Below are 13,658 nucleotides of genomic sequence, written 5' to 3' on the forward strand. Positions count from 1 at the left end.
ATGTGAGCTCGGTCCAATAAAAGACAGTCGTGGAAAGGGTCTGTGTCATCATCATGAGCGCAATCTGCGCCATCTTCCCGCGACTGTCAATCGCCTTGTTGGCATGTCGTCCCTGTGATCTCAGCCGTCGTAATCGACTTCTTCGGTCAGGCGCAGAGCATCGGGGCGCTCGTCGGCCAGCTGTTTCAAGGACACGTTGTCGGGGTGCAGCTCTCCCCAGCTTTTAACCAGATCGGAGGCTTCCGTGCCCGGCACAACCGGATATTCGGAATTGGCTTCCGCGTAGATTTCCTGCGCGTGGTGGGAGGTCAGAAACTCAATAAATTGAATGGCTTCCTCTTTGTTATTCGAGGCTTTTGTGAGCGCTACGCCGGAAATATTCACATGGGTTCCACCACCTTCGACATCGAAGCGCGGGAAGTCGAGACGCACGGTTTCGGCCCAGACGCGCTGTTCCTCATCGGCCAGCATTTCACCCATGTAATAGGTGTTGCCCAGAGAAATATCGCATTCACCGGCCCAGATCGCCTTGACCTGTGCGCGGTCATCCCCTTGCGGGCGGCGGGCAAGATTGTCTTTCAGCCCTTGCAACCAGGCTTTGGTCTCCTCGGGGCCGTGATGCACCAGATAGGCCGAGGTTAGGCCGATCATATATGTGTGCATGCCGGATCGTGTGCAAATCCGGCCCTTCCATTTCGGGTCCGCGAGGTCTTCGTATGTGGTCACGGCACCTTCGGGCACGCGCTCTTTGGAGGCATAGACGATCCGCGCACGCGTGGTCACGCCCCACCAGTTGCCTTCGGGGTCGTGAAATTCTGCAGGGATGTTCTTGGCCAGAGTGTCGGTCATGAGCGGCTGGGTCACGCCCGCATCCACGGCCTCGGTCAGACGCGCAATATCCACGGTCAGGATCACATCGGCGGGGGAGCGGTCACCCTCGGCCTTGAGCCGTTCTGTGAGCCCCTCAACCAGATAGGCCACGTTCACCTTGATTCCGGTTTCTTCCGTGAAGGCCTCCGTCAGCGGAGCGATCAATTCCGGTTGGCGATAGGAATAGACATTCACATCGGCCAGTGCGGAAGAGGCCAGAAGCGTAAACGGAAGGGCAAGTTTGAGGGTGGAAGAGGCGAGCGCGGACATGCGAAAAATCCTTTGACTGGTTGCGCCTGTTAAACCCGAGTGAAATCATCAGGTCAAGGGGCGCAACCGCTCACGTTTTCGCGCGTTTTTCTGCCTCTTTTGCCTGATCCCAAAGTGCATCCATTTCGGCCAGATCACTGTCCTGAGGGGCTTTGCCTTTCGCTGCAAGTGCATCCTCTACTGCATTGAATCGGCGTGTAAACTTTGCGTTGCAGGCGCGCAGGGCCTCTTCGGCATCCACGCCGAGATGGCGGCCCAGATTGACAACCACAAAAAGCAGGTCACCGAACTCCTCGAACACCTCCGCCTGCGTGAGTGTGTCGCGGGCCTCTTCCAGCTCTGCGGCTTCTTCGCGGATTTTATCGAGAACATGGGAGGCATCCGGCCAGTCGAACCCGACCCGCGCCGCCCGTTTTTGCAGCTTTTGCGCCCGCATCAAAGCCGGCAGCCCCATCGCCACCCCGTCAAGCACCCGCGTCTCGCCACGGCGTGCGCGTTCCTTGGCTTTTTCCTTTTCCCAATCCACCGTCTGTTGTTCAGGCGATTTCTGGTTGCTCTCGTCCCCAAAGACATGCGGATGGCGGGAAATCATTTTGGCCGCAATGGTTTGAGCCACGTCGTGAAAGTCGAACAACCCTTTGTCGGCGGCGATCTGGGCCTGAAACACGGACTGGAACAACAGATCACCCAGTTCGGATTTCAGATCCTCCATATCGCCCCGCGCAATCGCGTCATCGACCTCATAGGCCTCTTCGATCGTATAGGGCGAGATGGTTGCGAAATCCTGTTCAATATCCCAAGGACAGCCGCCCTCGGGGTCGCGCAATCGGCGCATGATTTCCAGAAGTTGCTCTATGCCTGCGGGCACGTCATGGATCGGATCTTGTGTCATGTGGTCAAACTGAACCGCACAACAGGGCTTTGCAAGCGCGAAAAGCCGCGCTACAAGAGCGTCATGACCAACCGTGGCACCCTCATTATCTGCTGCTGCATTATCCGCTGACATCGTCGCGCGGGTCCGGTCTCTTTTCTCCTGAATTGAAAGCTGATACGCCCGCGGGGACACCCGAAGGGACAGGCTTATGACTGTGATCAAACTCACCAATTCGAAGACTCGCAAAAAAGAGGTTTTCGAGCCGATCGATCCGAATAATGTGCGGATGTATGTCTGCGGCCCCACGGTCTATGACCGCGCCCATATCGGCAATGCACGCCCCGTGATCGTGTTTGACGTGCTCTACCGGCTCCTGCGTCATGTTTACGGGAAAGATCACGTCACCTATGTGCGCAACTTTACCGATGTCGACGACAAGATTAACAAAAAGGCGCAGGACACAGGCCGCTCGATCAAAGAGATCACCGACGAGACCATGCAGTGGTATCTCGACGACATGCGGGCCGTGGGAGCACTTGATCCCGACAAGATGCCACGGGCGACGGAATTCATCGGCGCGATGATCACGATGATCGAAGGGCTGGTTGAGAGCGGTCACGCCTATGTGGCGGAGGGGCATGTGCTGTTCTCTGTCGAGAGCTACAAGGATTACGGCAAGCTTTCGGGTCGGAGTATCGACGACATGATTGCGGGCGCACGGGTCGAAATCGCCCCTTACAAACGCAACCCGATGGATTTTGTGCTCTGGAAACCGTCTTCCGACGATCTGCCCGGCTGGGAAAGCCCGTGGGGACGAGGGCGTCCGGGGTGGCATATCGAATGTTCGGCCATGTCCTATGAATTGCTCGGTGAGACCTTCGACATTCATGGCGGCGGCAACGACCTGATGTTCCCGCACCACGAAAACGAGATCGCCCAAAGCTGCTGCGCCCATCCGCAGGGAGGCTTTGCAAACTATTGGCTCCACAACGAGATGTTGCAGGTCGAGGGCAAGAAAATGTCCAAGTCTCTCGGCAATTTCTTCACCGTGCGGGATTTGTTGGACCAAGGCGTAGACGGCTATGTCATTCGGTTCGTTTTCCTGTCGACCCATTACCGCAAGCCGATGGACTGGACGGAAAAGAAACGGCAGGAAGCGGAAAAAACATTAGTTAAGATTGCTGCATTTCTGGCCCGAGATCCTTTGACAAAGCCTTGGGTTCTGACGAGCGGCCTTATTCAGCCGCCAGATGAATTTGTGGACGCTCTTAGCAATGATTTGAACACTTCTTTAGCCCTGACTTTGGTGGTGAAATACCTCAAAGAAGAGCGCGAAAGAGACCTCATCGGTGCTTTGGGCCTGTTGGGATTTGAGCGGGGTGAGCTGATAGAAAGGTTCAGTTCGTTTAGCTCCAGTGCAGTAAATTATGAGGACGGAAGAAGTTCGCGAACTCGAGTTTTCGGTGAGAATCCAGTGTTGGCAAAGATGGACCTTTCCGCTTTGACTGAAAATTTTGCCAATCTCCGCGCCACAGCCATGGAAACCAAAGACTTCTCCGAAGTGGACGCACTCAAAACCGCGCTTTTGGATGCAGGTGTGGAAGTTCGCATGTCGAAGACAGGTGTCGAACTTGAGCCGGGTCCGAATTTCGATGCTTCCAAACTGGAGGGGTTGCTGTGAGGTGCTGTGTTAGATCATTGTTTTGCGCCCGACCCGATGGGGTGGGCGGGAAGCGCCCTCCCCGTGGGGGGAGGGTCGGGCGCTGGTCAAAGCAATGCTTTGACCAAAGGGGAGAAAGCCAATGACCAAAGACCGCCTCTACCTTTACGACACCACGCTGCGCGACGGGCAGCAGACCCAAGGCGTTCAATTCTCCACCGAAGAAAAGCACGAGATCGCCGCCGCGCTGGACCATTTGGGCGTTGATTACATCGAAGGCGGCTGGCCCGGTGCGAACCCGACCGACAGCGCCTTTTTCGCGGCTGCGCCAAAGACCGAGGCAATCTTCACCGCCTTCGGGATGACCAAGCGGGCAGGGCGCTCGGCGGAGAATGACGAGGTGCTGGCAGGTGTGTTGAATGCCGGAACCCGTTCCGTCTGTCTCGTGGGCAAGACCCATGATTTCCACGTCACCACCGCGCTCGGCATCACGTTGGAGGAAAACCTCGACAACATCGGAAAGTCAGTTGCGCATCTGGTGTCGCAAGGCCGCGAGGCCTTGTTCGACGCGGAGCATTTCTTTGACGGCTACAAGGCCAATCCGGATTACGCGCTGGCCTGTTGCAAGGTGGCCTATGATGCGGGCGCGCGCTGGATCGTTCTGTGCGACACCAACGGCGGGGCGCTGCCCTCCGAGGTCTTCGAGATCACGGGACAGGTCATTCAGGCGGGCATTCCGGGGGATCACATCGGCATTCACACCCATGACGACACGGGCAATGCCGTAGCCAACAGCCTCGCTGCGGTCAATGCGGGCGCGCGGCAGGTGCAGGGCACATTGAACGGTTTGGGGGAGCGCTGCGGCAATGCCAATCTGACCACGCTGATCCCGACATTCCTGTTGAAAGAGCCCTATAAATCGCAGTTTGACACAGGGGTGAGCGAGGCCGCACTTGCCGATCTGGTCAAGACCTCGCGGATGCTCGACGATATTCTCAACCGCGTGCCGCTGCGCTCCGCGCCCTATGTCGGGGCGTCGGCCTTTGCGCATAAGGCGGGGCTTCATGCTTCGGCCATCCTCAAAGACCCCAGCACCTACGAACACATCCCGCCGGAAGTTGTCGGCAACACGCGGATCGTGCCGATGTCCAATCAGGCGGGCCAGTCCAACCTGCGCAAGCGGCTTTTGGATATGGGGCTGGAGGTCACGGAGAAAGCCGATCTCGGACGTATTCTCGACCGGATCAAACAGCGCGAGAGCGAGGGCTATTCCTACGATACGGCACAGGCGTCTTTTGAGTTGGAAGCGCGTCGTGAATTGGGGCGGATGCCGGAGTTTTTCACGGTGGAACGCTACCGCGCCACGGTGGAGCGCCGCCGCGATGCCAAGGGGCGCGAGATCCATCTCTCCGAGGTCACGGTGGTGGTGAATGTGGCCGGTGAACGGCATCTCTCCGTCTCCGAAGGCATCATGGCCGATGGCAATGACGGCGGACCGGTCAACGCGCTTTCCAAGGCGCTGGTGAAAGATCTCGGCCCCTATTCGGAGATGATCTCCGACATGGAACTGGTTGATTTCAAAGTCCGTATCACCAACGGCGGCACCGAGGCCCGCACCCGTGTGATCATCGATTTCGAAGGCAGCCAAGGGCGGCGCTGGTCCACGGTGGGCGTATCCTCCAACATCATAGACGCTTCCTTCGAGGCGCTTCTGGATGCGGTGCTGTGGAAACTTGTGCGCGACGGGGCCAAGGCGCTCGGAGCCGAATAAGGGGGACGCAAGATGTCCGTTCAAGCCTGTGCAGAGATCGTCCAGAAGGGCGACGAAGACCGGTTCCGCGCCACGATGGCCGCGCCGGTGGCGGCGCGTGAGGTACTGTTTCCGATCCATGCCTTTTGCCTGGAGGTCGCAAAAGCGCCGTGGGTGACACAAGAGGCGATGATCGCGGAGATGCGGTTGCAATTCTGGCGGGATGTTTTGCAAGAAAAGATCGACGGAAAGCCGCCCCGCGCCCATGAGGTCGCCGCCCCTTTGGCGTCCGTTCTGGATACGACCTCTGCGCAGGCGTTGGACGACACGGTGACGGCGCGGCAATGGGACATCTACCGCGACCCGCATGAGGATGACGCCGCCTTCCGGCGCTATCTGCACAAGAGCTACGCGATCCCGATGCATCTGGCCGCGCGTCTTCTGGGGGCACCGGAAGAGTGCGCCAAAGCGCTTAATGCCTTGGGCTATGCGGGGGCCTTGGCACGGTATCTGATGGCGATTCCCGGACTACAGGCGGCAGGGCGTATTCCTTTGGTCGACGGACGGCCCGAGGCGGTCGCACAACTGGCCAGAGAAGCACATGAACAGGGCCGCTGGGGTGCGCAGCAGTTGGGCAAACTGTCCAAGACAAACCGCGCGCCGATGATCGACGCGGTGATGCATCTGCCCGTGCTTAAACAGGCGGCAAAGACCCCTGAGGTGGTTCTTGACGGTGGGTTGGGGCAGGGACCAGCCCGCAAGGCCTTGCGGCTGGCGCTGGTGTCTCAGTCCCCGAGCTGGGCTTTGTTCTGAGTGTAAGCGAGAACGTAGACACGGATTGCAGAGGCCAGCCCGCTTTCCACGCCGCGCATTTCGTCAATCTCGGCGGCCAGCACGTTGATCGGAATATTGCGCTCTTTGGCAATCTCGCGAAAGGCCCGCCAGAAAGGTTCTTCTAGAGAAACCGAGGTGCGGTGCCCGTGCAGCGTCAGGGAGCGTTTGACCGGACGCCCGACCGGCATGGGCGGTATCACGGGAGTCACGGCGTGTCGTCCCGCTTGTGGGCGTCAAGCGCGGCCTGTGCCTTGGCCTTTTGCGCCTCTTCCAATGCCTTTTGCGCTTTCGTGCGCCCGAATTTCACTGCATTCCCGTCAGCCTGAACGCGTTTTTCGCTACGGGCCTTGGCTTTGCGGAACCGGTTCAGGTTGACGACAGTTGGGGGCGTGTCGGAAGGCGGTGTGGAAGACATGGAAAAATCTCCTGCGTGAGAGGTTTCATGGTACCTCTTGTCGCGCATGTGATCCAGATTTTCTTTTATCTTTACCGTCCTGTTGTGGTGTGGGGGCCGTAGCCCCCACTGGTCTTCAGTTCTGTGCCGGATGTTCGGGACGATGTTCTTTCATCACCGCCTGGAACGATTCCGCTGTGATCTGCGGGTTGTGCTCTTGCAGACAGCTGATCAACTCTGGGCTCGGGTCGCGACCCTCGTCGGGGCGTTTGCCAGCTTCTTTCGCGGCCTTCATTTCCTCGCGTGAGGGGGCGTTGTCTTTGAAGCACTGTTTGAGTTGAGCCTCGGAGACGCCGATCTCACTTGCGATCTCGTCCATCGGCAGACGCGGCCCGTTTTGTGCAAAGGCGGCGCCGGTGGTCAGGGCGATGAGCGGAAGGGCGTAAATCAGATGTTTCATTCTATCCTCACAATGTGTCGTCGTTGTGAGAGTGATACGCGGCAAGGCGGGGCTTCTGTCGCGCAAAAGAAAAGGCGACCCGAAAGTCGCCTTCACGTTTTTGTTAGCCTGTGATGCGTCGCCGCTTGTGCTGCGGCTGCACGGGGACGGGTTTAGTCCTTCGGGCCGATCATCTGTTCGGGGCGCACAACCTCGTCGAAGGTCTTCTCGTCGACAAAGCCCAGAGCGATGGCTTCTTCCTTCAGCGTGGTGCCATTTTTGTGTGCGGTTTTCGCGACTTTCGTGGCATTGTCATAGCCGATGGTCGGGGCCAGAGCCGTCACCAGCATCAGGGACTCGTGCAGGAGTTTTTTGATGCGCGGCTCGTTGGCTTCGATGCCGGACACCATGTTGTCGGTGAAGGCCGAGGCGCTGTCGCCCAAAAGCTGCATGGATTGCAACACATTATAGGACATCATCGGGTTGTAGACGTTCAACTCGAAATGACCTTGCGAGCCAGCAAAGCCAACGGCAGCGTCATTGCCCATGACATGCGCGCAGACCATTGTCAGAGCTTCGGCCTGTGTCGGGTTGACCTTACCCGGCATGATGGAGGAGCCCGGTTCGTTTTCAGGCAGGATCAATTCGCCTAGACCACAGCGCGGACCGGAGCCCAGCAGGCGGATGTCATTGGCGATTTTGAACAGCGAGGCCGCGACGGTTTTCAGCGCGCCGGAGAACATCACCATTGCATCGTGACCGGCAAGTGCTTCGAACTTGTTCGGAGCGGTGACGAAGGGCAGGCCGGTGATCTCGGCCATATTCTTGGCCACGGCTTCCGCCCAGCCTTTTTTCGTGTTGAGACCGGTGCCAACTGCGGTGCCGCCTTGCGCGAGTTCATAGATCGCGGGCAGGCATTGTTCGACGCGTTTGATGCCCATGCGGACCTGATGCGCGTAGCCGGAGAATTCCTGACCGAGCGTCAGCGGCGTGGCGTCTTGCGTATGGGTGCGGCCGATCTTGATGATGTCCTTGAATTTCTCGGATTTCTCTTCGAGCGCGGCGGCCAGTTTGTTCAGCCCCGGCAGCAACACGTCACGGGCCTGCATGGCGATGGCGACATGCATCGCGGTCGGGAAGGTGTCGTTGGAGGACTGACCCATGTTGCAATGGTCGTTCGGGTGGACCGGATCTTTCGACCCCATCGTGCCGCCCAGAATTTCAATCGCACGGTTGGAGATCACCTCGTTGGCGTTCATGTTGGACTGGGTGCCCGAACCTGTCTGCCAGACCACGAGCGGGAAGTTGTCGTCAAACTTGCCGTCGATCACTTCGGTGGCGGCTTGCACGATGGCGTCACCAAGCTCCTTGGCCAGTTTGCCTTGCGCCATGTTTTCCAGAGCACAGGCTTTTTTCACCACACCCAAGGCGCGGATGATCGGCACAGGCTGGCGTTCCCACCCGATCGGGAAGTTCATGATCGAGCGCTGCGTCTGCGCGCCCCAATATTTATCGGAGGGAACTTCAAGCGGGCCAAAGCTGTCGGTTTCTGTACGGGTGGTCATCGGGGCACTCTCCCATGCTATGCCAAAGATTGCCTTGCCTATAAGGCTTTGCGGAAAGGCTTGCAATGTATACGCAGGCATACATGCCCCTGATAGCGCTAAAAGGCGGCCCCTTGGCGTCAACTGGCGCGGCGGCGATATTCAAACACCCGCGCAGGCGGCAAATTCGCCCAGACCGTGCCCCGCTTTTCGGCACTCAACCCCAGCTCGCCTTGCATTTCGGGCGACACGGGGGAGCTGTTCGCATAGGTGATCTGGGTGAAAAACGCGCCATGTGCCATGACGTCAAAGGCGCGCCCGACTACGGCGCGTTGCAGCGCGGGTTTGGCCAGAACTGGCACGCCGGAAATCACTGCGCCGATCTGTTCCAACCCGATGTCGCGGATGTCTTCGGCTGGGCGGTTGACCACGCGCACACCGAGAAATTTTTCACACAGTTCGACACAGAAACGCGGGTTCAGTTCCAAAAGCGTCAGCCGCTCCGGATCAACACCGCGGGCGAGGATTTCACGGGTGAAGGTCCCAGTGCCCGCGCCGATCTCGACAATCGGGCCGCAGACATGTTCGACACCTTCGGTCATGAGACGGGCCACGGCGGTGGAGGAGGGCGCAATGGCGCGCACCTCGTCAGGGTTGCGGATCATTTCGGCAAGGAAAACGGCAAAATCACGCGGCATGTCTGGCTCCTATGTGGTCCGAAAGCCCGCCGCAACGCGTGCGGCACGTTTGGCTGGCGCGTTCACGCGAACGCTTGGTCCAGACAGTTTGATGCCCGCGCGCTCAAATCAAGCGGTGATGCTGCTCTGTTACGCAAAATTCATGCGGTTGTTTCCAAACATATAAAAAGGGGCCGCGTGGCCCCTCGTTTTGTCGTTTGCGTGGATGAGATGCGACTTACTTGCGGAATTTGTCCAGCGACACGATCTCCGCCTCTTTCGGCCCGTCGTCTTTTCCCGCATCGTCTTTCGGCTCCAGACTTGTGACCTCGGCATCATGGGGGATATCTTCCTCCTCCATTTCCTCGACGTCATATTCCTGTGTCTCGAAGCGCAGCCCAAATTCCACGGAGGGGTCCACAAAGGTGCGGATCGCGTCGTAGGGAATGTAGAGCGGTTCGGGATTGTCACCGAAATTCAACGTGATGGCGAATCCGTCGTCTGTGACATCAAGATTGTCAAACCAGTGCTGGATGACGATGGTCATCTCTTCGGGGTAGCGGTCAGAGAGCCAGTCGGCCAGTTCGACATCCGGATGCATCGTGTCGAAAGTGATAAAGAAATGATGTTCCCCCGGCAGACCGTCTTTTGCCACACTGTCGAGCACCTTGCGGATCAATCCGCGCATGGCGTCATGCATGAGGTTTCCGTAATCGATGGTTTGCGCCATCTGTTCGTCCTTTCCTTATCCCTTGTCCTCACCATAAGGGATTCTGCCGGAGAGGGAAGAGGTGAAGCGCCAAAGAGAACCATCGCAATGCTGCGACTGGGTCACTTGCGTTCCGAACGGAGAGGTTGGGGAGTAAGGTGCAGGTTTCTGTTGCCAGGTACCTGCGAACCCCGCCTGATGCTGCTAGGCGTCAGGACTTAGATTTCGATATTTCGCACAGCTTACGCTGCGAGAGCCATCGGAGCTTTGTTGTCGTTTGCAACTAGCTTGAATGAACCGATAACGGTGGTATCTCACCGAGACAAAGCAAACCCCTTTAGACGTCCGTCGATCCTATTTCGTCCCCATGATCCAATCTCTTGCCAGCCCCAAACGATGGCTGAAGAGAGGTATTTGGTGGAGACGCCGGGTACCGCCCCCGGGTCCGATCCGCTTATTACGAGCGCGTTTATGTCCATAGTCCCCGAAGGAACAGGGTATATCTAGGCCAACAGGTCACAGGTTTCAAGGGGGCAAACTGTGAAGCCACGAAAAACGCCGCCCATGCGGAGACAGGCGGCGTTTTCATTTTTTTACATTAATTTAGTGGCTTAGAAGCCTGCCTTGATCTTCTCGAACTCTTCGGACTGCTTTTCACGCAGATCCACCGACATCGGCAATTGCGCAAGAATGGGCGCATCAATGGGTTCAAGACCACCGGCCTCAAGCGCTTCCAGCCCAAGAGAGGACAGGCCTTCGCTGTTGGAAATGCCATAGCCCGCGTCCATCAGGACCTCGGCGTTCGACGCATCAAGGAAGCCGTTGATATAATCATACGCCTTGTCTTCGGAGCCGGGGCCGTCCTTGAGATTCACATAGCCGCACAGCCAGAGCGAGGAACCTTCTTCCGCTTCCCGCTGGAATCCCACAGGGAAACCTTCGTCCACCAATGTCGGATAGGTCTCGTTCCATGCCCAAGAGATCAGCACTTCGCCGGTTGCCATCAACTGCGACAACTCTGCCGGATCGGTCCAGTAGGTGCGCAGGTTGGGGTGCACTTCGCGCAGCCAGTTGGAGGCCGCTTCAAACTGTTCATCCGTCGCGGTGGTCCAGTCGGTCGTGCCGGTGGCCAGATAGGCCAGCGCATAGGCATCGTCCACATTGTCCGGCAATGTCATACGGCCTGCATATTTCGGATCTTTGAAAACCTGAAGAGAGGCCACATCTTCGGCAGGCACTTCTTCTGTATTATAAGCGATGGCGGTGGAGCCAAAATCGGTCGGGATGAAATAGGCGCTGTCTGCGGCCACATCACTGCCCAGAAGGTTGCTGTCGAGCTTCGCGTAATCTGTGATTTTCGACGTGTCCCACGGCTCGATAATGCCGCTTTCTTCCCATTTCTTCACGGAACCGGCACAGACGTGGCTGACATCGGCCTTGAACCCGGACACGAGTTTTTGCAGCGCCTCGTCTTCTTCGCCGAAAAAGGCGAAAGACGGGGTGTCGCCGTGCTTTTCGATATATTTGGCGTGGAAAGCCGGATCTTCAAATCCCGAGTAGTCAAACACCAGAAGGTCTTGATCCTCGGCAAAGGCCGCGCCGGACAGAACCGTGAGCGCAACGCCGCCCAGAAGGGTTTTCACAGTATTCATAAAGGTCATCTCCCTGAAAATGGACCAGTTTCAGATACTGACGCTATCAGGGGATTTGTTCTTTGCAAGCCGGATCATTGCCTCATCACAGGTGTAAGGGGCTGCAGGGTGCAATTTGATCAAATTATATGCAGGCCGTGTCAGCCACTTAGCTCAAGGCCGTGCGCAGGGTCTGGTCGCGCAAATAGTCCATCAGGATTTCAAGACGCGACCCCACACGCGCCTCCAGCGCATCCACCATCGCTTCATGCAAAGAGATGACCGCATCGCGGTCCCTTTGGCGATAGGTGAGCATGTTCATCAAGGGCTCGATCCCTTCGACCGCCGCCGCCAGTTGCCACGACAGAACCGGATTGCCTGTGGCATCCACCAACGCGCGGTGAAAGGCCACATCCGAGGCGCAGAAATCCTCGTCGGAGAGTTCCGGATCTTTCTGCCTGTCGATTTCATGCCGCATGGCATCAAGGTGATGCTCCTGCCGGTTCTTCGCCGCCAATCGCGCACAACCGCGTTCAAGTGCGAACCGCGCCTGACAGGCCGTGGCAATATCCACCTCGTTCAACGTAATGAGCAGTTTTGCGGTCGATGCCATTTGCGCATAGGCATCCTCAAATGTCTGACGATTGACAAAGGCGCCACCTGTGGCCCCGCGCTTTGTGCGGATCAGACTTTGCGCTGCCAGCCGTTTCAACGCCTCGCGCACCGTGGCACGAGAGACACCGTGGACTTCGGAAAGCTCCGACTCAGAGGGCAGGCGATCATCAGCCACAAGGCTGCCATTGAGGATATCCTGCCGGATGCGTTCTGCAATATCGGCGGATAAATCTGTGTGTTTTTGGGGGCTTGTTGAATTGTCAGACATTTGACTTGCCATTCGCATTAATTGTCTGACATTTATGAAGGCAAGAGAATTGAAACGCAAGTTGGAAAGGAGGCCCGCATGCGCGCCCTCATTATGGAACAGAACTCTGACGGCCTTGCCGAACCCCATATCAAGGAGATTTCCGAAGACGCGTTGCCGGAGGGCGATGTCCTGGTGCGGGTGGAGTATTCCACGCTGAACTACAAAGATGGACTGTGCCTGTCTCCCAAAGGGGGCGGCTTGGTGCGCAACTACCCGCATGTGCCCGGGATCGATTTCGCAGGCACTGTCGAGACCTCGGAAAGCCAAGACTTCAAGCCCGGCGACAAGGTAGTGCTGACCGGCTGGCGCGTGGGCGAGGTGCATTGGGGCGGCTATGCCGAAAAGGCACGGGTGAAATCCGATTGGCTCGTGCCGCTGCCCGACGGTGTGACTACACGACAGGCCATGGCCGTCGGTACCGCAGGCTTCACAGCCATGCTGGCCGTTATGGCGCTTGAAGAGCACGGGCTGAAACCGGATCAGGGGCCGGTTCTGGTCACAGGTGCAACTGGCGGTGTGGGCTCCGTGGCGACCGCAATTCTTGCACATTTGGGGTATGAGGTCGCCGCTGTGACCGGACGTCCCGAAGGGGCCGACTATCTCAAGTCCATGGGGGCGACACAGATCGTTCCGCGCGAGGACATCAATGAAACGATAAAACGCCCGCTCGAATCCGAAACATGGGCCGGATGTATCGACGCGGTCGGGGGCGAGATGCTGGCCCGTGTTCTGGGGCAGATGAAATATAACGCCTCCGTGGCCGCAATCGGCCTTGCGGGCGGCGCTGCCGTGCCCGCGACGATCATTCCGTTTATCCTGCGGGGCGTGAACCTTCTGGGCATCGATTCCGTGACCCAGCCAAAAGAAAGACGTATCCGCTGCTGGAACCGGATTTCGACCGACCTGCCGATGGACAAGCTTGAGGCGATGATCCAGCCCGCCACGCTCGAAGACCTGCCCGAACTGGGCGCATCGATTCTCAAAGGCGGGGTGAAGGGCAGGGTGCTGGTCGACCTCTCCGCATAAACGCAGCCCTACTTTCTGAAAACGCGCTCTTCTCAAGGGCGCGTTTTGCGATTAA

At 58.0% G+C, this 13,658-nt stretch carries 14 protein-coding genes and 1 other RNA gene; 4 read left to right on the top strand and 11 right to left on the bottom strand.

What is annotated here, in order from left to right; translation table 11 throughout:
• Window positions 1-120 precede the first annotated feature (120 nt).
• Both KO492_RS11935 and mazG read right to left on the bottom strand, forming a co-directional pair.
• The gene (locus tag KO492_RS11935) at window positions 121-1,140 is read right to left on the bottom strand and encodes an extracellular solute-binding protein (RefSeq protein WP_216045171.1); all 1,020 of its coding nucleotides are present in this window, start codon (window positions 1,138-1,140) and stop codon (window positions 121-123) included.
• Between the two features lie 70 nt (window positions 1,141-1,210).
• Window positions 1,211-2,032 carry a nucleoside triphosphate pyrophosphohydrolase gene (gene mazG / locus KO492_RS11940; RefSeq protein WP_216045172.1) on the bottom strand — a complete coding sequence of 274 codons (822 nt, stop codon included), beginning with the start codon at window positions 2,030-2,032 and terminating at the stop codon, window positions 1,211-1,213.
• A gap of 190 nt (window positions 2,033-2,222) precedes the next feature.
• Here mazG and cysS point away from each other — a divergent pair, with 190 nt between their 5' ends.
• The 3 genes from cysS to KO492_RS11955 all read left to right on the top strand — a co-directional run bounded on the left by cysS (window position 2,223) and on the right by KO492_RS11955 (window position 6,237).
• A complete protein-coding gene (gene cysS / locus KO492_RS11945) occupies window positions 2,223-3,695 on the top strand; it encodes a cysteine--tRNA ligase (RefSeq protein WP_216045173.1) in 1,473 nt (490 codons plus the stop codon).
• A gap of 121 nt (window positions 3,696-3,816) precedes the next feature.
• The gene (cimA, locus tag KO492_RS11950; protein WP_216045174.1) at window positions 3,817-5,445 is read left to right on the top strand and encodes a citramalate synthase; all 1,629 of its coding nucleotides are present in this window, start codon (window positions 3,817-3,819) and stop codon (window positions 5,443-5,445) included.
• A gap of 12 nt (window positions 5,446-5,457) precedes the next feature.
• Window positions 5,458-6,237 (top strand): squalene/phytoene synthase family protein, encoded by a 780-nt coding sequence (locus KO492_RS11955; RefSeq protein WP_216045175.1) that lies wholly within the window; start codon window positions 5,458-5,460, stop codon window positions 6,235-6,237.
• On the opposite strand, the gene KO492_RS11960 is transcribed toward KO492_RS11955, so the two are convergent.
• The 9 genes from KO492_RS11960 to KO492_RS12000 form a co-directional block, all read right to left on the bottom strand.
• Window positions 6,210-6,446: a ribbon-helix-helix domain-containing protein gene (locus KO492_RS11960; protein ID WP_216045910.1), complete on the bottom strand. Its 237-nt coding sequence runs from the start codon at window positions 6,444-6,446 to the stop codon at window positions 6,210-6,212. The genes KO492_RS11955 and KO492_RS11960 overlap by 28 nt on opposite strands.
• Window positions 6,447-6,463: 17 nt before the next feature.
• Window positions 6,464-6,673: a DUF4169 family protein gene (locus KO492_RS11965; RefSeq protein ID WP_216045176.1), complete on the bottom strand. Its 210-nt coding sequence runs from the start codon at window positions 6,671-6,673 to the stop codon at window positions 6,464-6,466.
• Window positions 6,674-6,788: 115 nt separating this feature from the next.
• Window positions 6,789-7,112 carry a hypothetical protein gene (locus KO492_RS11970; RefSeq protein ID WP_216045177.1) on the bottom strand — a complete coding sequence of 108 codons (324 nt, stop codon included), beginning with the start codon at window positions 7,110-7,112 and terminating at the stop codon, window positions 6,789-6,791.
• A gap of 152 nt (window positions 7,113-7,264) precedes the next feature.
• Window positions 7,265-8,656, bottom strand: a complete 1,392-nt coding sequence (gene fumC / locus KO492_RS11975; protein WP_216045178.1) for a class II fumarate hydratase — start codon at window positions 8,654-8,656, stop codon at window positions 7,265-7,267.
• Window positions 8,657-8,775: 119 nt separating this feature from the next.
• Window positions 8,776-9,333 carry a class I SAM-dependent methyltransferase gene (locus tag KO492_RS11980; protein WP_216045179.1) on the bottom strand — a complete coding sequence of 186 codons (558 nt, stop codon included), beginning with the start codon at window positions 9,331-9,333 and terminating at the stop codon, window positions 8,776-8,778.
• A 217-nt stretch (window positions 9,334-9,550) separates the two neighbouring features.
• Window positions 9,551-10,042, bottom strand: a complete 492-nt coding sequence (locus KO492_RS11985; RefSeq protein ID WP_216045180.1) for an SspB family protein — start codon at window positions 10,040-10,042, stop codon at window positions 9,551-9,553.
• 136 nt (window positions 10,043-10,178) lie between these two features.
• Window positions 10,179-10,554: a transfer-messenger RNA gene (gene ssrA, locus KO492_RS11990) on the bottom strand.
• Between the two features lie 78 nt (window positions 10,555-10,632).
• Window positions 10,633-11,673: an extracellular solute-binding protein gene (locus tag KO492_RS11995; RefSeq protein ID WP_216045181.1), complete on the bottom strand. Its 1,041-nt coding sequence runs from the start codon at window positions 11,671-11,673 to the stop codon at window positions 10,633-10,635.
• A 148-nt stretch (window positions 11,674-11,821) separates the two neighbouring features.
• The gene (locus KO492_RS12000; protein WP_216045182.1) at window positions 11,822-12,535 is read right to left on the bottom strand and encodes a FadR/GntR family transcriptional regulator; all 714 of its coding nucleotides are present in this window, start codon (window positions 12,533-12,535) and stop codon (window positions 11,822-11,824) included.
• 93 nt (window positions 12,536-12,628) lie between these two features.
• On the opposite strand from KO492_RS12000, the gene KO492_RS12005 reads away from it, so the two are divergent.
• Window positions 12,629-13,603, top strand: a complete 975-nt coding sequence (locus KO492_RS12005) for an oxidoreductase (RefSeq protein ID WP_436835704.1) — start codon at window positions 12,629-12,631, stop codon at window positions 13,601-13,603.
• The last annotated feature ends 55 nt before the right edge of the window (window positions 13,604-13,658 follow it).

It is taken from the genome of Celeribacter halophilus (assembly GCF_018860305.1).
Taxonomy (GTDB): Bacteria; Pseudomonadota; Alphaproteobacteria; order Rhodobacterales; family Rhodobacteraceae; genus Celeribacter; species Celeribacter halophilus_A.